General features: G+C 70.5%; 23 protein-coding genes and 1 pseudogene. 3 read left to right on the forward strand and 21 right to left on the reverse strand.

Annotated features, from left to right (window positions below; genetic code table 11):
- Positions 1-19 precede the first annotated feature (19 nt).
- The 19 genes from TNCT6_RS28235 to TNCT6_RS40070 all read right to left on the reverse strand — a co-directional run bounded on the left by TNCT6_RS28235 (position 20) and on the right by TNCT6_RS40070 (position 19890).
- Complete coding sequence (locus TNCT6_RS28235) at positions 20-2011, reverse strand: ABC transporter ATP-binding protein (RefSeq protein ID WP_141363463.1); 1992 nt, start codon at positions 2009-2011, stop codon at positions 20-22.
- A complete protein-coding gene (locus tag TNCT6_RS28240; protein ID WP_141363465.1) occupies positions 2008-2475 on the reverse strand; it encodes an NUDIX domain-containing protein in 468 nt (155 codons plus the stop codon). The genes TNCT6_RS28235 and TNCT6_RS28240 overlap by 4 nt, the downstream gene beginning before the upstream one ends.
- A gap of 506 nt (positions 2476-2981) precedes the next feature.
- Positions 2982-4127: a hypothetical protein gene (locus TNCT6_RS28245; RefSeq protein ID WP_141363467.1), complete on the reverse strand. Its 1146-nt coding sequence runs from the start codon at positions 4125-4127 to the stop codon at positions 2982-2984.
- A gap of 4 nt (positions 4128-4131) precedes the next feature.
- Complete coding sequence (fxlM, locus tag TNCT6_RS28250; RefSeq protein ID WP_141363469.1) at positions 4132-6168, reverse strand: methyltransferase, FxLD system; 2037 nt, start codon at positions 6166-6168, stop codon at positions 4132-4134.
- Positions 6169-6203: 35 nt separating this feature from the next.
- Positions 6204-7274 carry a lanthionine synthetase C family protein gene (locus TNCT6_RS28255; RefSeq protein WP_141363471.1) on the reverse strand — a complete coding sequence of 357 codons (1071 nt, stop codon included), beginning with the start codon at positions 7272-7274 and terminating at the stop codon, positions 6204-6206.
- Entirely contained in the window at positions 7271-9310 is a 2040-nt protein-coding gene (locus tag TNCT6_RS28260; RefSeq protein ID WP_253266245.1) for a lantibiotic dehydratase family protein, read from the reverse strand. Before TNCT6_RS28260 ends, TNCT6_RS28255 begins: the two co-directional genes overlap by 4 nt.
- An 87-nt stretch (positions 9311-9397) precedes the next feature.
- Entirely contained in the window at positions 9398-9583 is a 186-nt protein-coding gene (locus tag TNCT6_RS28265; RefSeq protein WP_067230160.1) for an FxLD family lanthipeptide, read from the reverse strand.
- 129 nt (positions 9584-9712) lie between these two features.
- The gene (locus tag TNCT6_RS28270) at positions 9713-10180 is read right to left on the reverse strand and encodes a DUF6082 family protein (protein ID WP_141363473.1); all 468 of its coding nucleotides are present in this window, start codon (positions 10178-10180) and stop codon (positions 9713-9715) included.
- Positions 10181-10254: 74 nt separating this feature from the next.
- Positions 10255-10830: a DUF6624 domain-containing protein gene (locus tag TNCT6_RS28275; protein WP_141363475.1), complete on the reverse strand. Its 576-nt coding sequence runs from the start codon at positions 10828-10830 to the stop codon at positions 10255-10257.
- Positions 10831-10842: 12 nt separating this feature from the next.
- Positions 10843-11478, reverse strand: a complete 636-nt coding sequence (locus TNCT6_RS28280; RefSeq protein WP_253266246.1) for a hypothetical protein — start codon at positions 11476-11478, stop codon at positions 10843-10845.
- Positions 11475-11957 carry a DNA-binding protein gene (locus TNCT6_RS28285; RefSeq protein ID WP_253266247.1) on the reverse strand — a complete coding sequence of 161 codons (483 nt, stop codon included), beginning with the start codon at positions 11955-11957 and terminating at the stop codon, positions 11475-11477. Before TNCT6_RS28285 ends, TNCT6_RS28280 begins: the two co-directional genes overlap by 4 nt.
- Before the next feature lie 140 nt (positions 11958-12097).
- On the reverse strand, positions 12098-13351 hold the full coding sequence (locus TNCT6_RS28290; RefSeq protein WP_141363479.1) for an acyl-CoA dehydrogenase family protein: 1254 nt from the start codon (positions 13349-13351) through the stop codon (positions 12098-12100).
- An 82-nt stretch (positions 13352-13433) separates the two neighbouring features.
- Complete coding sequence (locus TNCT6_RS28295) at positions 13434-14075, reverse strand: GAF domain-containing protein (protein ID WP_141363481.1); 642 nt, start codon at positions 14073-14075, stop codon at positions 13434-13436.
- Complete coding sequence (locus tag TNCT6_RS28300) at positions 14075-14710, reverse strand: ATP/GTP-binding protein (protein ID WP_172633060.1); 636 nt, start codon at positions 14708-14710, stop codon at positions 14075-14077. The genes TNCT6_RS28295 and TNCT6_RS28300 overlap by 1 nt, the downstream gene beginning before the upstream one ends.
- Positions 14711-14717: 7 nt before the next feature.
- Positions 14718-15131 carry a DUF742 domain-containing protein gene (locus tag TNCT6_RS28305; protein ID WP_141363483.1) on the reverse strand — a complete coding sequence of 138 codons (414 nt, stop codon included), beginning with the start codon at positions 15129-15131 and terminating at the stop codon, positions 14718-14720.
- Positions 15128-15640 (reverse strand): roadblock/LC7 domain-containing protein, encoded by a 513-nt coding sequence (locus TNCT6_RS28310; RefSeq protein WP_141363485.1) that lies wholly within the window; start codon positions 15638-15640, stop codon positions 15128-15130. Before TNCT6_RS28310 ends, TNCT6_RS28305 begins: the two co-directional genes overlap by 4 nt.
- Before the next feature lie 78 nt (positions 15641-15718).
- On the reverse strand, positions 15719-17236 hold the full coding sequence (locus tag TNCT6_RS28315) for an ATP-binding protein (RefSeq protein WP_141363487.1): 1518 nt from the start codon (positions 17234-17236) through the stop codon (positions 15719-15721).
- Positions 17237-17262: 26 nt separating this feature from the next.
- Positions 17263-19164: a glycoside hydrolase family 15 protein gene (locus TNCT6_RS28320; protein ID WP_141363489.1), complete on the reverse strand. Its 1902-nt coding sequence runs from the start codon at positions 19162-19164 to the stop codon at positions 17263-17265.
- Positions 19165-19392: 228 nt separating this feature from the next.
- The gene (locus TNCT6_RS40070) at positions 19393-19890 is read right to left on the reverse strand and encodes a DUF6415 family natural product biosynthesis protein (RefSeq protein ID WP_253266248.1); all 498 of its coding nucleotides are present in this window, start codon (positions 19888-19890) and stop codon (positions 19393-19395) included.
- A gap of 189 nt (positions 19891-20079) precedes the next feature.
- On the opposite strand from TNCT6_RS40070, the gene TNCT6_RS28335 reads away from it, so the two are divergent.
- Complete coding sequence (locus TNCT6_RS28335) at positions 20080-21468, forward strand: Tat pathway signal protein (protein WP_172633061.1); 1389 nt, start codon at positions 20080-20082, stop codon at positions 21466-21468.
- A gap of 72 nt (positions 21469-21540) precedes the next feature.
- Entirely contained in the window at positions 21541-22038 is a 498-nt protein-coding gene (locus TNCT6_RS28340) for an SAM-dependent methyltransferase (protein WP_141363493.1), read from the forward strand.
- Between the two features lie 280 nt (positions 22039-22318).
- Here the strand turns inward: TNCT6_RS28340 and TNCT6_RS28345 are convergent, their stop codons facing one another.
- Positions 22319-22660 carry an ATP-binding protein gene (locus TNCT6_RS28345; RefSeq protein WP_253266249.1) on the reverse strand — a complete coding sequence of 114 codons (342 nt, stop codon included), beginning with the start codon at positions 22658-22660 and terminating at the stop codon, positions 22319-22321.
- Positions 22661-22961: 301 nt separating this feature from the next.
- Here TNCT6_RS28345 and TNCT6_RS28350 point away from each other — a divergent pair, with 301 nt between their 5' ends.
- Positions 22962-25052: an RHS repeat domain-containing protein gene (locus tag TNCT6_RS28350; protein WP_141363497.1), complete on the forward strand. Its 2091-nt coding sequence runs from the start codon at positions 22962-22964 to the stop codon at positions 25050-25052.
- A gap of 219 nt (positions 25053-25271) precedes the next feature.
- On the opposite strand, the pseudogene TNCT6_RS28355 reads toward TNCT6_RS28350, so the two are convergent.
- Positions 25272-25957, reverse strand: a pseudogene (locus TNCT6_RS28355) (transposase family protein); the annotation flags it as partial.
- Between the last annotated feature and the right edge of the window lie 258 nt (positions 25958-26215).

Consider the following 26215-nt stretch of genomic DNA (forward strand, 5'->3'; position numbering starts at 1 on the left):
GGCCTTTCGGTCGAGCGGGTCATACCTGGTCCGAGACGGTGGGCGCGGCGGGGTGGGGGATGGTCGCGGTCGGGGCGTACTGGGCGGCCTGGGCGTCGAACATGGCGGCGTACCGGCCGCGGGCGGCGATGAGTTGGTTGTGCGTCCCGTGCTCGGCGAGGTGCCCGTTGTTGAGGACGTAGATGTGGTCGGCGTGGCGGACGCCGGACATGCGGTGGGTGACTAGAACGACGGCTCGGTTCGGGGCGGCGAGGCGTCGGATGCGGTCGAAGGCTTCGATCTCGGCTTCGGGGTCGAGGGCGGAGGTCGGCTCGTCGACGATGAGGACTCCGTCCGCCTGTGATGTTGAACTGCGCCAGTGTGTGCGGGCCAGGCCGACTTTCTGCCATTCGCCGCCGGACAGTTCGATGGCGCCGCGGAACATGCGGGCCAGCAGGCTGCGAAGGCCGTCGGGGAGTTTGGCGATGACGGGGCCGGCGACGGCGTAGTCGACCGAGGGCCCCAGGTCCTCCTCTGTTGCGGGGTGGTCGGGGCGGCCGAGACGGATGTTCATCGCGGCGGTCACGGGCCAGCGCTGGAAGTCCTGGGTGAGCAGGGAGACGCGCGCGAAGACCTGGGCCCGGTCAAGGCCGGTGAGGTCCGCCTCGCCCCAGCGCAGCGTGCCGGAGGCCGGCAGCAGCATGCCGGAGAGGATCTTCATCAGGGTGCTCTTGCCGGAGCCGTTCTCGCCCACCACCGCGGTCACCGACCCCATCGGCAGGGTCAGGGACACCCCGTCCAGCGCGAGGGTGTCCCGGTCGGGGTAGCGGTAGGTGACCTGGTCCAGAACGATCTTCTTGACGCGCTCCGGTACGGGCGCACCGCCGACGGGCAGCGTCCGCTGGCCGGCCTGGGCGAGGAAGCGGCCGTGGTCGCGGACGTAGAGGCTCTCCTCGTGGAGCTGGTTGATGTTCATCACCAGCGCGCCCAGGCTCGCCGAGCCGGTACGCACGGCGATGACGGCGGTCCCGGCGACGGCGAGGCTCATGTGTCCGGCCATGATCAGCCAGAACATGGCGCCGTAGGTCGCGGCCATCGCCAGGCCGGACAGTGCGGAGGCGACCCATTCGGTGAGGGCCTTGCTGGAGGCGAGGCGTTCCTGTTCGGCCTCGGCGCTCTCGGCCATCCGCTCGTAGCGGCTGAGGAGGAAGGGGCCGACGGCGTGGAGTCGGACCTCTTGGGCGGCGGTGCGTTCGGTGAGCAGGTTGCCGATCAGGCGGCTGGCCCGCACGTGCTCGATCCAGCTCATCACCGACACGTACCGCTCCTGTGCCACGCGCATCGCGCCCCAGCCGCGCGGGGCGGCGATGAGGATCAGCATGGGCAGCAGCACCGGGTGGAGCACGGCCAGGACGCCGGCGGTAGTGACCAGGGAGATGAGGCCGTTCAGCGCGGCGACGCAGGCGCTGATCATGCGGCGGGCGGAGCCGGGACCGTGCTGGGCGATGTCGACGAGGCGCCGGAAGTCGGGGTCGTCGATGGCCTCCAGTTCAACCTTGGCGGCGGCGGCCAGGTACTGGGTGGTGGCGATCCGCTCGACTTTGGGCTCCAGCCGCCCGGCGCGGGAGGTGGACCAGGCGGACAGGGCGGAGTTGACGACGCCGATGACCGCGGCGGCCAGGAGAGCGGGCAGCAAGGCGTGCAGACGGTCGCCAGTGCTGCCGCTGCCGGCGAGCAGGGCGTGCATGACGGCGTTGACGGCGAGCAGGCCGGCGGCAGCGGCGATGCCCTGGCCGATCTCACTTACCCCGACGGAGAGCAGGGCACGCCGGTCGGCCTGCCACGCCATGCGCAGCGTGGCGCCGACGAGTGTCGGCATGGAGCGCAGTGCGGACATCATGGTCAGGTCCAAGGTCGCGTGCTCGTGCTGGGACCAGCCCATGTCGTAGCGCAGGGGGCCGCCGAATAGCTCGTGTTCGGCGTCGGAGACCTGCGGGTCGGCCATCGTGACGGGGCCGAAGAACCTCTTCACCGGGTGCCTCCCGCGGGCCAGTTGGTGGCCCGGTAGGACGGGCCGTGGGTGAGCATGTGGAAGATCGTGGCCGTGTAGGGATGGCAGTCGAGCGACGGTCGCTCCATCGGCACCCAGAAGAGCCCTTCGTGCTTGTCCGGCTCGGCGTTGTACGGCTCACCCGTCCACGACTGGGCCACGAATACGGCGGTGATCCGGTCCGCCCCGCCACCGGGGTCGTGGTGGTGGATGAGGCCGCAGAATTCCTGCTGGTCCGCGCTGAGGTGGACCCCCGTCTCTTCCTTCGCTTCGCGCCGTGCGGCGTGATCGAGTGGTTCGCCGGCTTCCAGGTGGCCGCCCACGACGGTGAGCTGTCCCGGTGCGAGGGCGTCGTCCGCCGTGCGGCGCATGTACAGGGCAGCGCCGTTGGACCGGAGCAGGACCTGGGCGACGTCGGCGATCAGCAGGTGAGGTGCCTCGCTCACAGACGGCCCTCCCGCACCAGGGGTTCGACGTTGCTCCGGCCCCGCGCGGCCACGAGGGCATCGCCGTGCCGGAGACCGTCGGCGAGAGCGCTCGCGGCATCGGCTTCGGCGAACGCTTTCGGCGCCCGGTCCGCCGCGACGGGCAGAGAGCGGCCGCGCCCGTTGTCTGGATGTGCCGGCCTCGGAGGGATGGTGGCGTGCGTCATGCCAGGTACCTCGTATCCGGTCGTGACCCACGGGTGGAGCGGGTGTTGCGGTCGACCACGGAGTGCAGGGGGGTGCCCGAGGAGCCGTTGGCGTTTTCGAACGCGGGATGAACGGGCGCAGGGAGGCGTACGGGATTCATGGGGCTCCTCGGGGTCAGATGCGGACTGGTGATCGGGTAACGGGGGTTCTCATGTCCCCGTAACGGGTGGAGGCGGGCGAAATCTAAAACCCGAATTCGAATACCGGGCCCTCTCCTTCTGCGGTCTGGCGGGGCGGGCTGTGATGCTGTGTTCGATCACTCATGTGGGTTGCGGTACCTCGTTCAGGGGATTGCCTGGTGCCGCCTTGTCGGCTCGGAGAAGTCGTCTCAGTTCGGCTTCGCCGAGGGCGACGGACTCGGACAGGGACCGCTGGTGGTCCGCGGGCAGGGTGCCGGCACCGAGACCTGCGTGAGTGACCACCGAGCCGAGCGAAGATGCCCGCTCGGTGCCGAGGATTGCCCGGGCGGCCGGGTGGCCCAGCACCTCACATGCGGCATAGGCGTCGAGGCAGGCCACTTCGGCGAGAGCTGAGGCGAGCGAGTTGGTGGGCGGCCCGTTGGCGTCGAGTTCCAGGGCGGCCAGGCCCGCCCGGATCTGGAACACGGCGATCGAGGGCTCGGGATCGGCCAGGAGCGAGGCGGCTGCGCGCTGGGCCTGGTCGAGGTCGGCCCGCGGAAGCGGTGCCGCGTCGGGGCGGCAGTGGGCGCGCAGGAGATCGGCGACGGCGCTCTCCCAGGGCTCGGTGGGGTGGGTGGTGTCGATCAGGTCGCGGGCCTGCTGGTCCAGGCCCTGCTCCATCAGGGCCATGATCTTGATCTGGCGGCCGTCGAGGAGCCGGTTGCCGATGCCGCGGTGCTGGGCCATGGCGTCGGCGGCCTCGGTCCACCGCCCGATGCGGGCGAGGGCTCGGGCGCCGTCCACGAGCAGGGTGACGTACAGCTCCTGGCACACCGTGCGGTGGTCCTCGTCCGTGTCCGTCAGGGCCGAGAGGTCGACGGTGCGGCCGTCGATGTCGGTCTTGTTTCGGTGTCGGGCCGCGTCGTTGAGGCAGTGCAACAAGCTGTAGGCGAGTTCGCCGTGGCCGGCGCGGGTCTGCAGTCGGGCGAGGTTGACCAGCGGCATCAGTGACATGACGGCGACCCGTCCGCTGAGGCGTCCGGCGTCGGCGAAGACCTGGTGCTGGCGCCAGCAAAGGTCCTCGGCCAGGTCGGGCAGGCCGACGTCGGAGGCGATGAGCGCGGCGTAGTTGAGGACCCCGCAGGCGCGGGCCACCAGGTCGTGGTGGCTCGCACCTGCGGGCGCGACGGTCAGCCCGGTGAGGTGGTTGATGCGCTCCTCCAAGGGCAGCGCGGGCGCCTTGGTGCGGCGGACCAGGGAGATGCGGCTGGCTATCGCGGGGATCACCGGCTCAGCCCTTGCGCGCCCAGTCGACAACCAGTCGGCTGTATGCCTTGTCGACGACGAAGCGCGGGTCGTCCGCCGTCAGCCGGTCACGGGAGTCGGCGACGGCCATCCGGAAGCCCGGTTCGGGGGCGTCGTTGCCGCCGCTGGCGTCCCAGGCACGGATCTCGCTCACGACGCGCTCGGCGAGGTCGGCGCCGCCTTCGCCGTGGCCGATCACGCCGACCTCCCAGTACCGGCCCCTCTCGTCCTCGCCCTCGCGGATGGTCAGGTACGCGAGCGATCCGCCGTCGAGGGCGGCCATCGAGCCCCACCCGAAGTGCGGGGTGAACCCGGGGCGGTGGCCCGGCAGCCGGGACAGGCCGTTGGGCAGCACGCAGGCCAGGTACAGGTACAGCCACTCCCACGCCGAGCCCTGCCGGAACTTCACCCCGGTGTAGAGCTTGGTCTGCTGCTGGTCGAGGACGGTGCGCAGGGCGTCGCGGTCGATGTCCTGCTCGCTGAACGTCTCCAGGCGGACGTTGCCCTCGCTGGCCATCGGGACGAGGGTGTACACGTCGTCGCAGACGCCCTTGCGCAGCGGGATGAAGGTGGCCATCTCGCAGGAGACGGTCCTCCACGTCTCCCCGTCGCGTTCGAAGGCGAAGCTCCGGGAGATGCTGCCGCGGATCCGCATGGGCAGGACCAGGCGTCCGCCGGGGGCGAGCTGGTCGAGGATCTTCACGGGGACGTCGCCGGCGCCGACGGTGAAGATGATCCGGTCGTAGGGGGCGTGCTCGGGCAGGCCCGCCGCTCCGTCGGCCATCACCGCGGTGGCGTTGTCGACACCGGCGTCGGCGAGGTGCCGGCTCGCTCCGGCGACGAGGTCCTGGTCGACGTCGAGGGTCCAGACCTGCCCGTCGGGGGTGACGATCTTGCCGAGGAGGGCGGCGTTGTATCCGGTGGCGGCTCCGGCTTCCAGGACCTTGTGTCCGGGCTGGGCGCCGAGCTGTTCGAGCTGGGTGGCGACGATGGACGGCGCGGAGATGCAGGAGATCATCTCGCCGTGCTCGTCGTGCTTGATCGGGACCGCGTCCTCCTTGTACGCGCTCTCCAGGCCGACGCCGGGCAGGAAGGCGTGCCGGTCGGTGGTGCGGAAGGCGTCGATGGCTGCCTGGCTGCGCAGGTGGCCGCTGTCGACGAGCCGCTGGGCGAGGGCTTCGCGCAGCTGGTTGGGGTCGGTCACGGTGGTCTCCATTCGAGGGAGGCTAGGGTCCGCCGGGGCGGACTTGCGGGTAGACACGTCAGCTCCTTCTCCGGTGGAGAAGGCGACGTGACGGCCGAGCCACGCGGTGGCGGCCTGCGCTTCGGCAGGTACGCCCGCGCGGTTGAACGCGAAGATCGCGTGATGGGCGATGGCGCCCCGGATTCCGCGTATCAGACGGCCGTCGGCGGCGAGCCGGCGCAGGCGGCGGCCTGCGTCGTCGAACGCGGCGACGCGCTCGACCCAGCCCTCTTCCGCGTCGGGGCGCCGGGCGGCGTCCGCGTTCATCAGCCGCCGCATCGCGGAGACGGCCTTCTCCAGGGCGGGCCCCTGGGGCGGGGTGGCGGGGGGCCGCAGGGCGGCCCACCGGGCGTATACGTCTCCGGCTTCGAACGGGTCCAGGCCGGCCTCGCGGATCATGGCGGACAGCAGCATCACGCTGCGCTCGCGGGCACCGGGGGCGCCGGTCTCGGCGAGAGCGGCCGGGCTGTCGGCGCAGAACACGTCGTGCGCGACCGCCATGCCTTCGGGACCGCCGAAGGCATAGGTCTCCGGCTCGTAGATCCCGCCCGTCCAGCCGGTGATCACGCGATCGGCGACGAGCTGGTCCAGCAGGCCGGGGAGGGGCTGTTTGGTGCGCAGGCGCACGCCGGCGTCCTTGCGCAGGAAGTGGAAGCGGCATCCGGCCAGCTCGGTCGCCAGGGCGCGGGCGGCGTCGGCGTGCGGGGCGGGGAAGGCCACGGATGCGTGCCACCAAGACGTGTCCGGGGGGATCGGCAGGTTCTCGTCGTCGAAGGTCATGGGCAGGAAACTCCTTGCGGGCGGCGGGGCGAGGGTCAGGTGAGCAGGAGGACGCGGGTCCAGCCGGTGGTGACGGTGGCGTGCAGGGCGAGTTGGGCTCCGGCGCGGCCTTCCATGAAGCCGGGTTTGGGCAGGCGCTCCCAGTCGGCGGCCAGCCGTCGGTGCAGGTCCTGAATGATCGGGGTGAAGCGGTCGGGTTCGGTGCTGTCGACGGCGACCGCGCGGGTGAGCATCAGCAGCCCGGCCCAGCCGTGGCAGAGCGTGGAGTCGGTGATGCGGGCGAGGCACAGCGGGTCGGTCAGGATCGCTTCGACGGTGTCCTCGGCGGCCCGGCGGCGGGCGGGGTCGCCGAGGGCTAGCGCGGCGAGCTGCTGGGCGCGGGCGATGCCGGGCCGGCCGTAGCACCAGGACTGGCGGGCCGGTTCCGCTGCGGGCGGCTGCTCGGCGTCCAGGTGGGCTGCGGTGGACCAGTAGTGGGAGCCGTGCCGGTCGAGCCAGGACGCGAACGTACCGACGGCTTCCTCCTGGCCGGGGAAGCTGATGCCTTCGCGCAGGGCGAGGGAGAGCACGGCGAGCGGCCCCGCGATGCCGTGAGCCATGCCGTTGTTGCCGTGCCCGCCGGCCATCTCCTTCCCGTCCGGGCCGACCGCCGACCACCACCCCGGCAGCACCCGGCCGTCACCACGGACGGGGTGGGCGAGCGCGACGAGGCAGGCGAGCACGTCGGGCAGCCGGGGCGCGATCGGGCGGCGGGACAACAGCAGTGCGGCGAGCCCGGTCAGGCCACGGATGAGGTCCCATTCGGCGAGGTGGGGCAGCGCGCCGGTCGCCTGACGTCGGTGGGCGGCGGCGAGCCGGGCGTCCACGACGCGATCGACGGCCGCGCGGACGTCGTCGCCGGCCCCGTGGGCGCGGGCCAGGACGAACTCCAGGGAAGGGGCACCGTGGAAGAGGCTGGCTTTGCTGCCGGTGCTCACCCCCCGGACGGTGGCCTGGGCGAGGTGGCGGCGGGCGGTGGCCAGATCCCGGCGCTCGATGTCCAGCAGAGCCATCCCCGGGGCGCCTTCGGACAGGTCCTGCGTACGAGGCACGGTCGTCGTGGTCATGAGCGCCTGGCCAGAGGGACCACAATGCTGTGGGCCCGGTCGCCGATCCACCCGTCGGCGTCCGGCGGGGGCGCTTCGTGCAGGGTGGCGATGCCGAAGGGGCTGGCGTCCAGGTGCGCGCGCAGCAGGTCCAGGTCGACGTCGCGGGTCAGGTCGAGGGGCAGCTGCTGGTCGTCCTCGGCGAGCAGGACTCGCTCAGGCACCCGGAACCGGGCACGCCAGGCGTGGAGGTGGTCCGCCCACTGCTGGAGTGGTGCGGTGCGGGTGGGCAGTGTGCGGCTGCGGATCTTCCATCGGGCTGCGGTGAGGATGGTGCGCCGGTAGGTGAGGGCCGGGGTGAAGGGCAGGGTCCAGGCGGCGCCCCAGTCGAACCAGGTCACCTGCGGAGAGGTGGCTCGGCTGATCTCGCCGAGGAAGCGGGCCATCGGCGGGGTGTAGTTGTTCCACAGGAAGTTGATAGCGGTGGGGGCCAACAGCTCCAGCGGCTTGCCCGTCGCGGACTCCACCAGCTGCGGGCGGCCGTCGGCGACGGCGACGGACAAGTCGCGGGGGAAGAGGACGTGCGGGGCGGGGCGGCGGAACTCGCCGACGCTCACCACGCGGGGCAGGGCCTGGGGTGCACGGGTGAGCAGGTCGGCCGGCACCCGCCCCGCGGGGAAGGAGAGCTGCGCGAGTTCCGCCCCCGGATCGACGGTGGGCAGGTTCGCGTACGCCGTCTCCGTGCCCGGCAACAGGTGCCAGAACCGGCCGGTCATCGATCCGGCCGAGCGGGAGACGGTCAGCACGCGCAGCCGGAAGTCGCCCCGGTCCAGGGCAGGGGCGGAGGTGGCGTGGACCTGTGCGGCCAGTTCGAGGTGCGGCGCCACATCGTCAGGCGTGTCGCCGGCCGCTGCTTCCAGCTCCTCGATCATCGCCCCGGTCACCTGGACGGTGCGGCTGCCTTCGACGGCGGCGGTGCCAGCCAGCTCCAGCAGCAGGCGGTCACGACGGGACATCGGCCTAGGCGGTTCGCTCGCCGTGACGAACCCGGCCGGAAAGCCCACGCCCCGGTCAGGATCCGTGGCCACGTCCACCGGTACCGCGGTGTTCTCGCCGTAGCGCTCGGAGAACTGCTCGATCCACCGCCGCCAGGTCGGTGTCCCGGTCGGATGGGTGACCAGGCGGGCCAGGACGGTCGCCGCGGTCTCCACTTCGGTCAGCACCTGCTCGGGCAGCCGCACGTCGGCGTCCAGCCGCAGGTCGCATGCGGTCCGCAGGCCGGCTGCCTGAGCGCGCGTCGCAGACGGTAAGGCGTCGGTGGGGTCGGCGACGGTGGCGGGTGCGCGCAGCGAGGAGCGCAGCAGCCGCACTCGCAGCAGTTCACCGAGCAGCCGGTCGCGCGCGGTGCCGCTCACGGCGGGGAACTCCGCGGCCAGCTTGTCGGACAACTGGCGGTATGCGATCGGCGCCCTGGCCAGGTCGAGTACGAGACGCAGTGCGGGGCTCAGGGCGAGGCGGAACTCGGCGTCGCCCTCGGAGGGCACGTGGATGTGCTGGTCGCGCTGACGGATCAGGGTGTTGACGCAGACCTCGGCGTCGGCCATGCGCGCAGCGTCGCTCTCCCAGGCGCTGAGCACTTCCTCGAGCCCGATTGGCTCGGGTCGGGCCACGGCCTGGTGCTCCGCGCCGATGCGGACGGATGTGGTCTGGGCGAAGCCGAGCGGGGCGACGCCGGCGAACAGGCCGTAAGGGGTGGAGCGGCGTGCGTAGCGGATCGCGTAGCGGGCGGTGGACAGCGCCGCCCGGCGCATCCGGCGCACCTTCGGTGTGCGGCCGTCGATGATGGCCTGCACCTGATCCGCCAGGTGAGGGCTCGCCTGCGACACGGTGTCGCGGAAGTCGGTGTCAGACCACACCGTGGTCAGCCACGCGCGCCACTCTTCCACGGGCGCCGTGGTCGCCGGCCAGGGCGGCATGGAGGGCTCGGTCGTGTGGACCGCGGCGCGCAGCATGGCCTGCCCCGCGGCCTCGTACAGGCTGGGCCGGTGCCGTGTCATCAGGGCTCTCCTCATCTTCTGCAGGGCGGGCGGTGCGGGCCGGACGGGGAGAGCCCCGTCCGGCCCGCGTTGCCGGGGTGATCCGGCTTACGAGGTGGTGCAGGCGCTGGGGCAGGAGCTGCCACAGGTGTCGCCCGTGCTGCACATCAGGACCGTCTCGGTCGCCGGCGTGCCCTCGATGAAGGTGATGTCGAGCCCGAACGGGTCGTCGTCCGTCTTCACGAGGTCCGCCTGCGCGGGGGCGGTCGGCCTCTCGGCCTGGATGGCGGTCATGCATGCCTCCTTGGAGTGGTGGATGGTGCGGGATGCCGGGGCCCGGTTGGGCCCCGGGGTCTGCTGCCGGACGGCGATGGGCGGCGAAGTCGCCTGAGCGGTCGCGCGTCCGGGGTCGGTGTGGTGCTGTCAGGCTGCGGCGGGCTGCGCCTGCGGGTGGTTCTTCGCGGCCTGGTCCAGCACCCGGGTGAAGTGCTCGGACCGCTCGTCGCCCTCGGCCTCCCGGGCGCGGAGGTCGCCGAAGAGGTGCCAGTAGCGCCGGCAGACGTCGCTGCTCATGACCATCGAGGCGAAGAACGGAAGGTGTCCGTCGCGGACGAAGCCGAGGCGGTCGCGGAGGCTGAGGGTGCAGATGAGCTGGTTGGCCTTGAGTAGCTGCATGTACTCCTCGACGTCCATGTCCTTGGGCGTCCAGAACTTGGCGAGGTCGGGGTTGGTGGACATCTGCGCCAGCCAGTCGAGCTGGTTGCGGGCGACGACCGCCTCGTTCCGCTCGGCCTGGTGTCGCGCGTCCTGCCTGAGTCTGGCGGCTCCGACCACGGCGGTGGTGAGGGAGACGGCAGCACCGGCAGCGAGGACGGCGGTGGTGAGCTTCATCTGTCAACGATCCTTTCGCAGAGCGGAGTTGCGGCCGTAAGGCCGACTGGTGGAGAACCCGGGGTTCCGCTTGTTCACGCGGCCCCCGCGAGGACGACCTTCGGGACTTCATCGGAAGAGCCGTCGGGCGTGTACCGGCGGCGCACGGCCTTTAGAGCGACAGCGATCGGCGGCAGACCGACGGTGGCCCTGCGTGTGTCGATGGACTCCGGCGCGCGCAGCGGGCACAGCTCGATGCCGTTGGCGCGCAGGAGGAGCTGGGTGCCGTACTCCTGGTCGCGTCCGCTGGTGATGAGGGCGCGGTCGTGCAGGTGCGCCCAGTGCTGGACCAGCGCGTCGCCGGCCTGGACCGCACGTCCCAGCAGGGTGGTGGCGGCGCGTTGGAAGTCGGGTTCGTCGTCGCTGTGCAGGGCGATGCTCCACGCGGCACGGGCCGCGTCGGGGCCGACGAGGCGGTGGCCGGGCCAGTCGTGCTCGGCCAGGATGCGGCGCAGCACCTTGGTGTTGGCGTGGTCGGTGTGCCGGCCCTGTCCGAGTTGGACGGCGTCGAGCTGGTCGCGCACGCGCTTGGCCCGGTGCGCGGCCGATTCCGTGGCGCGGGCGATCAGCTCGCGGGCGAGGTCGGGTCGCTGCGGTTCGTCGGTAGTCACACGCCGCTCCGATCATCCGGGGCCGGCTGAGGCGCGTGGACCTGGCAGCTGATCAGCGGGCGGAGCCCGGGGGCGGAGCTCGGCGGGGAGTTCGAGGCGGGCGACTCGATCGCCGTCACGTCCAGGGCCGGATCCGCACACGTCCCAGCCGGTGTCGGTGAGCCGACGCAGGAGGGCAGCGAGGGGTTCGGCTTCGAGGGCGTGGCGGGCCAGGGTCTCGGCCCGTACGACGTGGAGGTCGAGTCGAGCGGCGAAGTCGGACGCCCACAGGGTGATCAGGCGGGTGATGTCGTCGGACTGGCCGGGCAGGGTGTGGACGCAGCCCAGGTGGAGGCAGGGCCCCTGGCCCCATCCGAGGTCGGGGCTGTGTTCGGGGATCATGCAGGCCAGCAGCCTCCCGTCCTCGAACAGCCCGGCGGACAGGGTCTGCGCCTCGCGGAACTGCGCGGGGATGTCAGCTCGGGCGGGTACGGGCAGGCCGTGCATCGCGAGCCAGTTCTGGCGGTCCTGGACGAGGGCGGCGGCTTCCTCATGTTCGGCGGCGGTGCTCAGCATGCGCATCTCGTAGATGGCGGCCGGCGGCGTCTGCGTGAACGGGACGGGGGCGGAGCGGTCCTCGCTGGCCGTGGGGGTCGCGGGCCGGGTCACTGGGGTGCCCCGCTTCGCGTCGCGTGGTCGGCTTGCTCGGCCGGCAGCAGCTGCCAGCTGTGCGCCAGGACTACCAGTTCGGTGGTGTCCTGTGAGCCCGTGTCGGCGAGGAGCTGGTCGAGCGCCGCGCGCTGGTCGGCCGGGGCGAGCTTGGCGGCGACGGCGATGTCGCGCTTATCGCTGTGCTCAGCGACGGCTCGGAGCAGCAGCAGCTGTTCGGGGCTGAGCTTCGGAGCTGGCCTGTCCGCCGTGGGAGAGGCCACCTGCTGGGTGGTGAATAGGCGGTGCACGATGACGGGGGGCTTGCAGCGGGGCGGGCAGTGGAGGCTCTCGCGGATGTCGCGGATGTACTGGCGGACGGTGACGGCCGACAGCCCTGTCTTCGCTGCGATCTCTTGGGGTGCACAGCCCTTCGCGAGGTGTTGGGCGACGCGCTGCAGCGTTGGCGTCAGAGGGGTGATCGGTGCGCTGGTCGTCACGGGCGGGGTCACGGTGTCTCTTTCTCGGTTGGAACGGACGGTCACCGGGGTGGGTGCCGCCGGTCCCCGCGGGGGACGGGGACCAGCGGCACCGGCCCGTGCGCGGCGGTCTGGATTCACGGGGTGCCGCGTACGGGGGCTCATGCGGCGGTGGGGTCGGGGCGTGCCCAGGCGGCCTCGGCGGCGAGGCGTTCGGACCACTGGATGTGGTCCTCGTCGAAGGCGGCGTCGGCCAGGCGTATGCGCTGGACCTCGCCGGTTCCGGCAGGCGGGTAGGTGTACTGGATGTCGCGCCACAGGCGCTGGAGGACGTAGTCACGGTCGAGGGCGTGGGCGCCGTGCAGCTCCATGGAGTCCTGGGCGGACTGCGCTGCCCACTGGTGGCCGAGGTATTTGGCGTTGATCAGGTCGGCGTCGCAGGGCAGGCCCTGGTCGAGGAGGTGCACGGACTGGTAGGCGAGGATGCGGCCGGCGCGCAGGCGGGCCTCCATGGCGCCGATGCGGTCCCGCAGGACGGGCAGGTCGGACAGGATGCCCCGGTAGCGGGGCCGGGTCTTGAGGCGGGCAGTGGTGGTGGCCACGACCGCTTCGTGGATGCCGAGGCTGACGGCGGCCAAGTTGGGGCGGCCGTAGAGGATGCTGCTGCTCTGGGCCACGCTCAGTCCTTGGCCGATTTCTCCGACCACGTTGTCGTCGGGGACACGGACGTGGTCGAGGTCGAGGCGGCCGGCGGAGAAGCCGTGCAGGCCGAGGCCAGCGCGGTGGCCGGGGACGGAGAGCCCGGGTCGGTCGGCTTCGACCATGAACGCGGTCAGCGCCTGGGAGGTGCTCGCGCCAGCCTTGGCGGTGCGGGCGATGACGAGGTGGGCGCCCGCGAGGTGGCTGTTGCCTATGTGGATCTTGCTGCCGGTGATCACCCACTGGTTGCCGGCGCGTTCGGCGGTGGTTTCGATGCCGCCGATGTGTCCGCCGGCGAGCGGTTCGGTCACGGCGATCGACAGCAGCAGGGAACCATCCGCGACCCGGGGCAGCCAGCGGCCCTTCTGCTCGTAGCTGGCGAAGTGCAGCAGGGCGCCGACGGGGATCAAGCTGGCCTGCAGGATGGCCGCGGCAGCCGCCGAGACCCGCGCGATGCGGTGGACCAGGATCGTCTTGGCCACGTGCCCGGCGCCCAGCCCGCCGAAGGCGGCCGGGACGGTGACGGCAAACCAACCCCGTGCGGCCATCAGGTCGGCCACCTTGCGCTCCACCCTGCCCGGGGCGGCCTCCATCCGCACGGCGCGCGGCGCGACGTGCTCGGCCGCAAAGGCGTCCGCCTCGTCCCACAGCAGTTCGTGGCGGGCGGTGAGGTAGGGACGCAACGCAGGCGGCGGTGTAGCGGGTGTGGCGGACATCGTCTCCCTCTCCCTGGGTGAAGGTCGCAACGTGGAGCGGCCGGGGATCGCCTACGGCTCCCGGGTGGGGGGTGGAACGGGCCTAGCGGACGGGCGCACGGGCGATGTGGTCCATCACCTGGGCCCCGGCGTTGATGACGATGTCCCGCAGTCGTCGCGCCTCGCTCAGGGGCCGCTTCTCCGGGTCGATGACGCACACCGTGCCCAGCACCGTGCCGCTGTCGTGGATGAGCGGTGCGCCGAAGTACGAGCGGATCCCGACGGCCTCGACCACGTGGTTGCCGCTGAAGCGCGGGCTGGCGTGCACGTCGTGCAGCGGGAGAGCCTTACTACGGGCCATGACCTCCGGACACCACCCGTGGTCGCGGCTCATGGTGCGGCCGACGATGACGTACCCGCTGTCCACCGGCGGCTGGTGCAGCCCGACGAAGGTCTGCTCCTCCAGGAACAGGTTGACGAACCCGTACAGGAACCCGGCCTGCGCGGCCATATCGCGGGCCAGGTCGTCGAAGTCCTCGTTGGCCACGGTGGGAACGCCCAGGCGGTTGAGCAGCTCGTAGCGCTGCGCCAGCTCCGGTGCCTGCTGGGTCTGCGGGCCGGTGACGGCGGTGGCGGGCGGGGTGAACGGTCCGCGGGTGGCGTCCCGCATGTCGCGTCGCGGCAGGGACCGTGCGGGCGGTGCGGCTTGCGATGCGAGGTAGGGGTCGCTGGGGTGCTGTGACATCAGGCGTCCTGGAGGGTGGTAGTGGGTGCGTGACCAACGCGGCTCGTGGAGGCGTTGTTCACGGCGTGGCCGACGAGGGTGAGCAGAACGCCGGCGACGTGGTTCGGGTTGCGGGCGTCACAGGTGACCACCGGTACGGAGGCGGGGAGTTCGAGGGCGGTGCGGACCTGCTCGGGGTGGTAGCGGTGCGCTCCGTCGAACTGGTTGACGGCGACGACGAAGGGCAGGCCGACGTCCTCGAAGAAGCTGACGGGGGTGAAGCTGCTCTCCAGCCGGCGGGTGTCCACCAGGACGACCGCGCCGACGGCGCCGCGGGAGAGGTCGTACCAGAGGTCGACGAACCGGTCCTGGCCCGGCGTGCCGAACAGGAACAGTTCCAGGGGCACGGGCGCGTCGGGCAGGCTCAGGCGGCCGAAGTCGAAGGCGACCGTGGTGGTCTGCTTGGCCTCGATGCCTGCCAGGCTGTCCACGTCCGCGCTCGCCTCGGTCAGGTACTCCTCCGTGCTCAGCGGCGTGATCTCGCTGACGGCGCCCACGGCGGTGGTCTTGCCCGCGCCGAAACCCCCGGCGATCACGATCTTCAGCACGGTCGGTGCGCCGCCGGCGGGCGGGCGCGGCGAAGGACGCAGGACCATGGCCGGGTCATCCGGCCTGGGGGTAGGCGATGGCATCGGGCCACTTCCTCTTCAGGCCCGCGGAAAGGGCCGCCAGCAGCTGGGTGGAGGGACCGGCATCCGAGTCCGAGCCGGATGCGGCGTAGGGGGCGGTGACGGGGACGACCAGGGTGTCGGCGTCCAACAGGTCGGAGACGAGGACCTTGACGGCGGTGACAGGCCGGCCGAGGCGGCCCGCCAGTTCGGTCACCGAGCGGCGACGTGCCCGGCACAGGGCGAGGATCTCCTCGCATTCCTCGGCCTGCGCCGGGCCGGGCCGTCCCGGTCCGGCTTCCAGCACGGTGTCCAGACCGAGCAGATGCCGTGGCCTGGTGCGCCCGCGCGTCAGGGTGTAAGTCCGCACGAACGTCGACTCCTCGGCCGCGCGGCCGTGCCTGGTCACCGGACGTCGCCGCTCGTGCCGACGCGGACGGGGATCAGCATGTAGGGGGCGAACTTCGCCACGAGGCGACCCATCTCGAAGCCGACGGCGCCCGCGTCGGCATCCGTGGTGGCGATGACGGCGAGGATCGTGTCCACCTCACCGCGTTCGTTGCCGGGGCGGTTGTCGAAGGCGGCGCTGCGCCCGGCGCTCTGGACGAAGAACAAGCAGTCGTCTCGCTCGATGATGACCTGCCTGGCCGGCCGCTTCTTGTGACTGGGGCCGGTGATGTTCGCCGCGAGGGAGGCGACGCCGCTGATGGCGGCCGACAGCTCGTCCGCCCAGTCCTTGTCCACGTCGCTGTCCAGCAGGCGCAGCCCGTCCCGCGACAGCAGGACGGTGTGTGTGACGCCCGGGACGTCGGCGGCGAACTGACGCAGCAGCCAGGCCATGTCGTCCCGCTGACCGCTCGCGGTGGTCTCGGATGCGGGCGCGCCGGTCACGGTGTGCATCTCGGGGTGGGTGCTCATGGGGATCGCTCCAGAAGGGGAAGGGGCCAACGCGTGTGAGCGGGCCAGCGAGAACGGGAGAGGGCAGGGGGTGGTGGTTCAGGGTCTGGGGTGCTCATCCGCATCGGGAGGAGAGGTGGCGGTGCCGCCGGCCTGGATGCCGGTGCGGAAGGCGGCTGCGAGCCCTGGCGTCGCCGCGGTCACGGGCGCTTGCTCACGCTCGCGTGGCGGACGGAATGAGCCGGCCTGACGCGTACGGGTGGGAAGGGCGGGCGCGTCCGCAGGGTGACCTGCCGCTCCGGCTCTCGGTGCGCCGGCGGGGCCCGGGGGCGTGGCCTGACCTGCCGACGGGACGGCTGGTGCTGCGGCGGCCTGCCGTGCAGACGGCCTGGAGGAGCGAGTCTCCCTGGGAGGCATGCCGGCGTCCTCGACGGGGGGAATCGCGACGAGGAGCCGCGCCGGAATGACGACCAGGGCCGTGGTGCCTCCTGTCACGTTCTCCTGCAGGACGACGGACAGCCCGTGTGACTGGGCGATCTTCGAGGCGACCAGCAGCCCGAGTTGTCCTGCTCGCACCTGGCCGCTCACGTCGACCTCGTCGGGAGCCTTGAGCAGGTGGTTCATCTGTGTCCGCGCCTGCGGATGCATGGGGATGGCCCGGTCCTCGACCTCGACCGCCAGCCCGTTCGCCACCCGCTGCGCACGCACCATCACCTTCGTCGCCGGATCGGAGCACTCACAAGCGTTCTCGATCAGCTCCGCAAGCAGGTGCGTCAGGTCCGGGCCCACATGGCCGGGAAGGCCCAGCTCGGCGCCCACGGACCCGGCCGCGACGGCCACACGCGGATACTGCACGACCTCAGAGACCGCACCGCGGAGCGCGGTCGTGACGGGAACGGGCCGGCGTGCGCTGCGCAGGGACTGCCCACCCAGCACCGCCGTGCTCTCGACCTGGCGCCGCATCCGCGTCACGAGGTGATCGATCTCGAAGATCTTGGCCAGCAGTTCCGGGTCGTCGGTCAGCATCTCCAGCTCGCTCAGCGCCAGGAGCGCCCTGCCGACCAGGGCGTGCTCGCGCATGGCCAGGCGGCGCAGCACTTCCAGGAGGACGACGGACTGGGACTCGTCGTGCACCCGTATCAGCGAGGCGATGGCCTGCACCTGGAGTGCACCCAGCGTGTTGTTGATCCCGGTGTTCGCACTGGCCGATGGCGGCGCCTGCGGGTCCTGCAGCGTCGGGCGCCCCCCGCGACACAGCTCGTCCGCCGACCACTGCACCGACTTCTCGACGGCCGCCGTTGCCCCCGCAACCATCGTCAGCGCCGCTGCCTGGGCCTCCTCTGCGGCCGTCTGCACGGCTGCGGCGGCGGTGCGCGCTTCGCGAGCCGCGACCGTGGCGACCCCGGCCAGTCCGCACACCAGGCCAGCCAGGACCCAGCCAGGGCCTACCGTGGACACCGACCGGAGGGTGAAGGCGGCAGCAAGCAGCGCGGCAAGAAGCACCAAGGGCAGTGCCACGGCGCGGCGGGCACGGTGCAGCGTGATCGCGTCGACCGGAGGCCGCCGTCTGCGGTGGCCGGTAGCGGCCGGCCGTGCCGGGAAGGCGCTATCAGGCATGGGAATCCTCGTCAGGGGGTGGGTGGTTAAGCGTGCTGCGGCGTCAGATCTGCGGCGCTCTGGCGCGTGCTGCGGGAGGTCGAGCGGGGCGCCGGAACCGCCACCGCACCGCGGAGGCGGGACGGCCCCGTCGTCAGAAGCTGAAGGAGCCGGGCGCTCTGGATCAGGCCCATGTGGCTGAACGCCTGCGGGAAGTTCCCGAGCTGGCGCTGCTGGACGGGGTCGTACTCCTCCGCCAGGAGCCCGAGGTCGTTGCGCAGCGCCAGGAGGCGCTCGAAGAGGCTGCGGGCTTCATCGAGGCGGCCGGTCAGGGCCAGGCCATCGACGAGCCAGAAGGAGCAGAGGACAAAGGTGCCCTCATTGCCCTTCAAGCCGTCCACCCCGGTGCGCTTGCCGAGGGTCGGGTGCCGGTACACGAGACCCTCCGGCGTGGAGAGTTCACGGCGTACCGCGTCCACCGTGCCGACGACGCGCGGGTCGTCGTGCGGCAGGAAGCCGACGCGGGGGATCAGTAGCGTGGCGGCGTCCAGTTGCCGCGAGCCGTAGGACTGGGTGAACGTGTTGCGCACCGGGTCGAACCCCTTGGCGCAGACCTCGTGGTGGATCGCCGCCCGCAGCTCGACCAGGGGCGCCAGGTCGATGTCGAGCGCGCCGGCCTCAGCCAGGCGGATGGTGCGGTCGACCGCCAGCCCGGCCATCACCTTGGAGTGGACGAAGTGCCGGCGCGCCCCCCGGATCTCCCAGATCCCCTCGTCGGGCTCCTGCCAGCGCCGGGACAGATGCTCGACGAGCCGCTGGTGCAACACCGCGGTGTCGGCGCAGTGGGCCACACCGCTCCGGTGCGCGAGGTACAGGGTCTCGATCACCTCGCCGTACACGTCGAGCTGGAGCTGGTCCGCCGCTCCGTTGCCGACCCGTACCGGCGTCGAGTCCTCATACCCGGGAAGCCAGGGCAGTTCCTGTTCCCGCAGGTCACGTTCCCCGGTGATCCCGTACATGATCTGCAGGTTCTCCGGGTCGCCGGCCACCGCCCGCAGCAGCCAGCGTCGCCATGCCTGCGCCTCCTGCCGGTACCCGGTGCCCAGCAGCGCGGCCAGCGTCGTGGAGGCATCGCGCAGCCAGGTGAAGCGGTAGTCCCAGTTCCGGTGGCCGCCTATCTCCTCGGGAAGCGACGTGGTTGGCGCCGCCACGATCCCGCCGCTCGGCCCGTACGTCATCGCCTTCAGCGCGATCAAGGAACGGACCACGGCCTCGCGGTAGGGCCCGTCGTAGGCGCACTCCTGCGTCCAGTCCCGCCAGAAGGCGAGCGTCTCGGTGAGCGCGGCCTCCGGGTTGGGAAGGTCGGGCGCGGCGGCGTGGGACGGGCACCAACTGAGCACGAACGCTACGCTCTGCCCGGCGCCGATGGCGAAGGCGCTGACGACGACGCCGTCCTTCTCCACCTGCGGGACGCAGGTGTCGAGCCACAGCGCGTCCGCGCCGGCCTCCGCGACCATGCGCCCACCGACCTCGTGGATCCACGGGTTGACCTTGCCGTATCCCGGCCTCGGACGCATGGCCGAAACCATCTCCACCTCGCCGGTCAGGCCCTCGACGATCCGGATCACCTGCGGTGCCCCGTCGCGCGGCGGCATGAAGTCCAGGACGCGGACCGAACCCGTCGGGGTGCGCCACACCGATTCGAGGACGAGCGAGTCACCGCGGTACCGGCGCTCGGCGACCGCTTCGGAGTCGGGCTGGTCAGCAGGCTGTGCTGGAGCGATCTGCCAGGTGCCGTGCTTCTGCGTGCCCAGGAGCCGGGCGAAGACGGCTGGTGAGTCGAAGCGGGGCAGGCACAGCCAGTCGATCGAACCGTCATCGCAGACGTGGGCGCTGGTCTGCGTGTCGCCGATCAGGCCGTACTGCTCGATGCGCGGAAGCCGATTCATCGTGTGGATCTCCGTGAGCCCCGCGGGTCCGGGGTCGTATCGGGGCCGCCGCAGCGGCCGGGAACGGTGGGCAGAAGTCAGGTCGGTGGTCACCGGGATGAGGGGGAGCGTTGCTGGGCGGCGGCAGGTCCTCGACGGCTCGTGCAGGGCTGGCCGCCCTCTCGCCGCAAAGCACCAGCCAGGCCGTCGGCCCGAGGACCAGAGCGATGACGACGGCGCCGGTCGCCGTCATGCCCGCGGCACCGAAGCGGCGAAGACCAGACAGGCCAGGGCGAGGGCGAAGACGGCTCCGCGCAGCACGTTGACCGTCGGCCGGCGCCAACGCCGCCCGCCCTCCACGCTGATCGGCTCGGGACCGCCGCGTTCCACGTAAGCCGTCAGCTCCTCGGTGGCCTCGGCGAGCCTGACCAGATACGCCCGGCTCGGCACGTAGTCCCCGGGGATGCTGTCGGAGCAGAGCTGCTGCGCGCGCGGCAGGGCGGGAATCCCCGGAGCGGTCCGTGCGCCCAACTGGGCAACGTGGCCTCGCAGAAGGCGAACGAGGTCCTTTACGTCGGCAGCGCTCTCGCGCAGTGGCGAATCCTCGCCCAGCACCAGCGTCACCGTCTCCGACGCGGCCACCACGTGATCGCGCTCCGGCGCCGGCGCCTCGGTGACGGGCGCTCGCCGCCCGCGCCCGCCCACGAGCTGGCTGCCGTCTCGGCGAGAGTCCAGCGAAAGGCGCATGACACAACTCCTGTTCGGATCAAGCCAAAGTGAGCCGAGATCGCCGGTCGGAGCCGACGGCCGGCGTGCGAAGTGAGTGATCTGGCCGCTACGTTGAGCGAACCGTGAATCCCGCCTGAGGGGTATGCCTTCGCGGACGGGAAGGCCGCCAAAGGCGCCAAAGATCATTTCGGAACCGAGGGGCAGCCCATGGCCCGTGAACGCAACGTCGCCCTCGCCGCACTCCTGCGCGAAGCAGGCTGGTCCCAGCCGCAAGCCGCCGCCGCTGTTGCCCGCGTGGCCGCGGAGTGTGGGGTGCGTGAGCTGGAGGCGATCTCCCGCTCGCACATCTCCATGTGGGTCCTGGGCACGAAGCCGAGTGGCAGAGCGCCGCATATCCTGCGCGAGACGCTGTCCCGCAGGCTCGGTCGCCGCCTCACCCTGGCCGACCTCGGGCTGGAAGAAGAGCCGACAGGCACGACCGACACCGGATCCGACTGGAGCGTCGACCCTGTGACCGCACTGGCCGAGCTGGGAAGCGACGATCTCGACATGCACCGACGCAAGCTGCTGGCCACCGCCGCATACTCCGGAGCCGGCCTCGCCCTGCCCACCACCTCGTGGTGGACGGCCGCCCCCGCCGCAGCGGCGAACCGCCGACCGGCCTCCTCGCGCTCGGTGACCCAGGCCGACGTCGACGACGTCCGCGACCTCACGGTCTACTACTCCGCGCGCGACCAGCAGCGAGGCGGCGCATCCGGCCGCAAAGCCCTCGCTAGCCACCTGCTCGACGAGGCGGTGCCGTTGCTCGGCGGCCGATTCCGTACAGATCAGCTCCGCGGCGACACGTACTCCGCAGTCGCGGAGATGACGTACCTCGCCGGCTGGATGGCCTTTGACGCCGGCGAACACCGAACCGCACAGCGCTACCTCACCATCGCCGCCCGGATCGCGGCGGAGGCCGGCGACGGACCGCTCGGCGGCCACGTCCTGCGCGCCCTCGCCCACCAGGCCGTCGACCTCGGGCACCCACGTAGGGCGCTTGCCTTGGCCGACGCCTCGATGTCCCGTGACCGCTATGGCCAGGCCAGCCACCGCGAGAAGGCGCTGTTGGCGATCGTCCACGCCCGCGCACTCGCGGCCGACGGCGACCGCGCCGGCACGCTGGCGGCCATCAGCCGCGCGGAGCGGGACCTCGCCCGCGCCGACACCGCCGAAGCGCCAACCCGCGTCGGCTTCTTCCAGGAAGCCTCCCTCGCCCACGAGACTGCCTGCGCTCTGCGGGACATAGGTCAGCCCTTCGACGCGGAGATCCACTTCAAGCGGAGTGTGGCCACGCGCCGACGTCAGCAGTTCGCCCGCACCCACAGCGTGACGCTCGGCTACCTGGGCGCCGTCCAGGTCCAGCGGGGAAACCTCGACGAGGCGTGCGCAACCTGGAACGAAGCGCTTGACGCCATGACGGGCGTCCAGTCCGGCCGGACGCGTGACGTCATCGTCCGCATCCAGAGCGACCTCTCGCCCGTCCGGCAACGCGGAGGCCGCCATGTCACCGAGCTGGACCGCCGGGCACGCGGCCTGCTCCGGGCCATAGGCTGATCGCGACGCGGACGCTCGATGCTCCACGGCAGCCCGCGGACCAGCATCGCCCGAGGAGAGGAACCAGTACCGGTGACGACGTACGAGGTCGAAGCGGTCGCAACGGTCGTCGGCGGCCACACCCGCGTCCAGGACGATTATCAGGGCGGGGTCCAGTCGGTGATTCGACTCAACGAGGCGTACCCCCTCGAAACCCTGCAGGGAATCGACGAGTTCTCCCACCTGACTGTGACGTGGCGCTTCCATCTGGCACAGCCCGAGGACGTGCAGCTCCACGCCCGCAGCCCCAGGGGCAACGTGCAGTGGCCGGCGACCGGAACATTCGTCCACCGAAACCACCGGCGCCCCAACCAGCTGGCTGTCAGCTACCCGAGGCTGCTGGGCGTGGACGGCCGCGACCTTCTGGTGACCGACCTCGACGCAGTCGACGGGACGCCAGTGATTGACCTGGCCCCCTATTTTCAGGAAATGGGGCCCCGAGGCTCCGTCCGCCAGCCGGCCTGGCCGGGCGAGATGCTCGTCGACTACTGGCGCGACGCAGCGGAGCGCCCGGAGACAGGCTTGCCGTAACTCCACGACGCTGGAGCTCCTGCGGGCATACATCACGCCCTGCCCGCGGGGGTACGGAAGGTAGACCAGGAAGTACGAGCGTCCTCGCTAACGTCTCCCTCCCAAAAGAGCTTCCGCGCGAGGGCCAGACCCCAACCCGAAGCCGCATTTAAGTCTTCCGAACTCAGCGTCGTTGGCGATGAACCGCCGTCGGCCTTCGCTTCGGCCCTGGGGAAGGACGGCGAGTGCCAGCACATGGTGGTGGTCCTTTCGGGTCTTGTGAGAGGCAGGGAATTTGCGGCTACGCGGAGTGCAGGATCGTGGCCCAAACGTCTTTGCCGTGTGCAGTGGACGAGCAGCCGTATCTGTCGCTGAGCTTCTTGATCAGCAGCAGGCCGCGACCGCCCTCGTCGTTGTCGCCAGCCGAGACGGGGGCCGGAAGCCGGGGGTGCGGGTCGCTGACACACAGGAAGACCCCGTCGGGGGTGCGGGTGAGGACGACCTTCACTGGGACCGAGGAATCATCCACCTTGCGGGCATGCTGGAAGGCGTTCGTCAGCAGTTCGGACACAGTGAGAGTGACCCGCCAGTCGAGTTCGGCCAGGCCCCACAGACGTAGGCACGCACTGACGAGCTCACGCACGACCGAGACGGCCGCGGCTGTCAGAGCGACGTCGATTTCGCATGCTCCGGAACGCGTCCGGACCGTAGCGCTTGTCCCGTCAGTAACGGGCTGTTGAGCCTCCATCAGGTCTGCCTTCACGGGGATTCCCTCGTTCGATGAAATCTCTCCAACCGGCGCCGGATGCGGTGTGTACTGGGGCGGCGGCCGTGAGCAACCATTGAGCCAGGCCGACAGGACCGCGTGCAGATCTTGATTCGGAAACCTCGATCTTCCGTTTCGCGAGCGAGGAACAGCCCATGCCAAGACCCGAGAAGCAGCCATGGCCGGCACTTACACCTGGACCTACGGCTACAACACCTACACCGGCCAGCAGGAGTGGATCAGGCACCCGGAGGTCGGCAATCTGCCCAGCGAGCGCCAGACCACCGTCTACGGCGAGGGCAACCTCCCGCAGAAGACCACCGCCGGCGCCGTCACCCTCGTCAACGCCACCAGCCACGACGTCTTCTCCCGCCCCGTGCGCACCGAATTCGGCACCTTGGGCAAGAAGGTCTACAAGTCACAGGTCTACGACGAGTTCACCGGCCGCCTGACCCGGCAGACCACCGACCGCGACCTCGCCCCCCAGCGCATCGACGACGCCACCTACGCCTACGACGACGCGGGCCACATCACCGGCATCACCACCGCCAGCGGCCAGGACGCCGGCAAGACGGTCGACACCCAATGCTTCACCAACGACGCCCTGGGCCGCCTGACCCAGGCATGGACGGCGAAGACCGACTGCTCCACCCAGCCCTCAGCCTCCACGGTGGGCGGCCCGGACGCCTACTGGCAGTCGTTCAAGTACGACGCCGTCGGCAACCGCATCGAGCAGACCGACCACGGCACCGGCGCGCTGGCCGGCTCCGACGCCACCACTATCTACACCCACAACAACCCCACCACGGGCCTGCCGCACGCCGTCCAGACCGCCACAGTCACCGGCGGTGCCAACAACGGCCGCACCAGTACCTTCGCCTACGACGCCGCAGGCAACACCACCAAGCGCACCATTGGCGCCACCACCCAGAACCTCACCTGGGACGACGAGGGACACCTCGCCACCCTCACCGAGAGCGGCAAGGCCACCAGCTACCAGTACGACGCCGACGGCAACCGCCTCATCGCCAAGGACGCCGACGGCACCCAGACCCTCACCCTGCCCGGCGGCAACGAACTCACGTTCAAGCCAAACGGGACCAAGGAAGGCACCCGCTACTACACCCACGAAGGCCAGACTGTCGCCGTCCGTACCAGCAGCGGCTTCTCCTTCCTCCTGCCCGACCACCAGGGCACCACGATGGCCGCCGTCGCCATGACCACCCTCGCCGTTACCCGCCGCAAACAACTCCCTTTCGGCGAGATGCGCTCCCAGCAGACCGAAACCATCCCCGGCACCCGCGGCTTCGTCGGCGGCACACCAGACCCCACCGGCCTGACCCACCTCGGCGCCCGCGAATACGACCCCGCCCTCGGCCGCTTCCTCTCCGTCGACCCGATCAACGACATCGAAGACCCGGCCCAGATGAACGCCTACAGCTACGCGCACAACAGCCCCATCACCTTGAGCGACCCCTCGGGTCTCAAGTACTTCGAAGGTGACAACACCGGCGGCGTACAGGTCGCACCCAAGGTCCCCAAGGCCACGAAGACCCCCACCGGCACCATCAACTGCTACACCGGCAACATGTCCGCCAGCTGCGCATCCCAACAACCCAACCACAACAGCCCCGCAGGACGCGCACGCTCCCGAGAGCTCGCAGCAGCCATCGACGCCCCCAAGTACTGCTACGGCGGCAGCCAATCCGCAAGCTGCACCTGGAACACCGCCAAGAAGACAGCAAAACGGCAGGCCAGCACCGAGGACATGCTGAAGAAGGCACAGGCCGCCCAAGCCGAACGCCGCAAAAAGGACGGCGTCTTCGGATGGGTAAAGAAGGGAATTAGCTCGGCCCACAATTTCATGCAGGAGAACAGCAAGACACTGGGCTGGGTAGGCGTCGCACTCGGTGCGGTCGCGATGGTCACCCCTGTGGGATGGGCTGCTGCGGCGCTTACAGTTGCCGGGCTCGCACTTGCTACCGCCACCACAGCTGATGCGTGTTTCTCCAAGCAATGGGGAAGCTGCGCGTTGGGTGTGATTGGTCTAGCGACCGCTGGGGGAGCCGTCGCTCTTTCGAGTGCATCTAAATCGCTACTCCGCGCCGCTGAGTCGAGCAACCTGACTTTTGGTCAGCAGCTTAAGTACTCTGCAATTGCGGGAGCAGCACGAGGTGTCGCTCGCGTTAACGAAGTGTATTCCGTTAACCTCGCCGTCATCGCAACGATGACGGGAGGAAATCTCGCGAGTTCGAGAGGGGAATATTAGTCTTTTCTAGCCTCAATCTCGCATGACGGGTCGCCGAGCGTAGTTGGCGACCCGTTTCGCCTTCTGCGGCTGATGGCGGGCAGGGCAGTGGCGCGGTTGTCGCGGCGGGTGGCGTGGGACCGAGGAGACGAACGCAAGTGAATCGTTGCTGAAGTGCCGAAAGGCGTAGGACGGCATCAAAACTGGGGCGTGGAACCAGTACTACAGCCTCAGATCGTTGCGGAGAAGTCGCCAGCTCTTGAGGGTAGCCATGGCTTGTTCGACGAGGGCACGATCTTGGCCTGGGATCGGTTCACGGCCTGCTGACCTGTGGAAAGCTTCTTCCATAGGCCGCGGAACGGAACCCGGACCGTACCGCGGGCGCCTTGGTAGCCCTTGTCCGCCCAGCAACGGATTCGGGCCTGGTCGAGGGCGTTGATGATGCCGTGTTCGCGGGCCGCGCGAACGTCGTGAACGGCCCCTGGCAGTGCGGGCGAGGCCCAGAGCAGCCGACCGGGCGGATCGGCGATGACCTGCACGTTCATGCCGTGCTTCTTATGCTTCCCCGAGTAAAAGGGCCGGTCGGTGGCGATCCGGTCGATGGGCAGGAGCGTCCCGTCGAGCAGGACGTACGCCTTCGTCGAAGTAGCCCGGACGGCTTCGTCGAGGGTCGGTGCCAGTGCGGCCAGCAGGTCGACGGCCTCGCTGATGTAGCGGTAGACCGCGCTCGTCCCGACCCCGAAACCCGCCGCGAGCTGGGCGTACGTGGTTCCGTTCCGCAGATGCGCCAACATCAGCAGGGCTTGACGGCCGACCGGCAGCCGGCGCCAGCGGCTCTTGATCCGACGACGGTGTTCTCGCAGGCGAGCAGCGAGGAAGGACAGGGATCGACTGGGCACGTCCAGCCCGCACGGGTAGACAAGCACGCAAAGCCTCTGGTGGGTACCGGGTGATCTTGGTTGTGAACCCGTCTACCAGGGGCTTCACCCATCTGTCGAACCAACTGAACAGCTCACGAGCCAAGTTGGCAAAGGCTCACTGGTATTGAAGTCAGTCCGTGACGGCTTCCCCGCTGAATCCGGTGAAGCCGTCACGGTCCGCGTGAGGGCATGTGGCCGACAGGCCAGGAATCAGCCTCGTCCCTGAGAGTGTAGTGTAAGGTGAATTACGTCAATCAATATGAC

This window comes from Streptomyces sp. 6-11-2, from assembly GCF_006540305.1.
Lineage (GTDB): Bacteria > Actinomycetota > Actinomycetes > Streptomycetales > Streptomycetaceae > Streptomyces.

Coding starts and splice junctions, on each gene's coding strand:
- fxlM (WP_141363469.1), bottom strand. CDS start 6,168: ATGACCTTCGACGACGAGAACCTGCCGATCCCCCCGGACACGTCTTGG.
- TNCT6_RS28255 (WP_141363471.1), bottom strand. CDS start 7,274: ATGACCACGACGACCGTGCCTCGTACGCAGGACCTGTCCGAAGGCGCC.
- TNCT6_RS28260 (WP_253266245.1), bottom strand. CDS start 9,310: ATGACACGGCACCGGCCCAGCCTGTACGAGGCCGCGGGGCAGGCCATG.
- TNCT6_RS28265 (WP_067230160.1), bottom strand. CDS start 9,583: ATGACCGCCATCCAGGCCGAGAGGCCGACCGCCCCCGCGCAGGCGGAC.
- TNCT6_RS28270 (WP_141363473.1), bottom strand. CDS start 10,180: ATGAAGCTCACCACCGCCGTCCTCGCTGCCGGTGCTGCCGTCTCCCTC.
- TNCT6_RS28290 (WP_141363479.1), bottom strand. CDS start 13,351: ATGTCCGCCACACCCGCTACACCGCCGCCTGCGTTGCGTCCCTACCTC.
- TNCT6_RS28295 (WP_141363481.1), bottom strand. CDS start 14,075: ATGTCACAGCACCCCAGCGACCCCTACCTCGCATCGCAAGCCGCACCG.
- TNCT6_RS28300 (WP_172633060.1), bottom strand. CDS start 14,710: ATGGTCCTGCGTCCTTCGCCGCGCCCGCCCGCCGGCGGCGCACCGACC.
- TNCT6_RS28310 (WP_141363485.1), bottom strand. CDS start 15,640: ATGAGCACCCACCCCGAGATGCACACCGTGACCGGCGCGCCCGCATCC.
- TNCT6_RS28315 (WP_141363487.1), bottom strand. CDS start 17,236: ATGCCTGATAGCGCCTTCCCGGCACGGCCGGCCGCTACCGGCCACCGC.
- TNCT6_RS28320 (WP_141363489.1), bottom strand. CDS start 19,164: ATGAATCGGCTTCCGCGCATCGAGCAGTACGGCCTGATCGGCGACACG.
- TNCT6_RS40070 (WP_253266248.1), bottom strand. CDS start 19,890: ATGCGCCTTTCGCTGGACTCTCGCCGAGACGGCAGCCAGCTCGTGGGC.
- TNCT6_RS28335 (WP_172633061.1), top strand. CDS start 20,080: ATGGCCCGTGAACGCAACGTCGCCCTCGCCGCACTCCTGCGCGAAGCA.
- TNCT6_RS28350 (WP_141363497.1), top strand. CDS start 22,962: ATGGCCGGCACTTACACCTGGACCTACGGCTACAACACCTACACCGGC.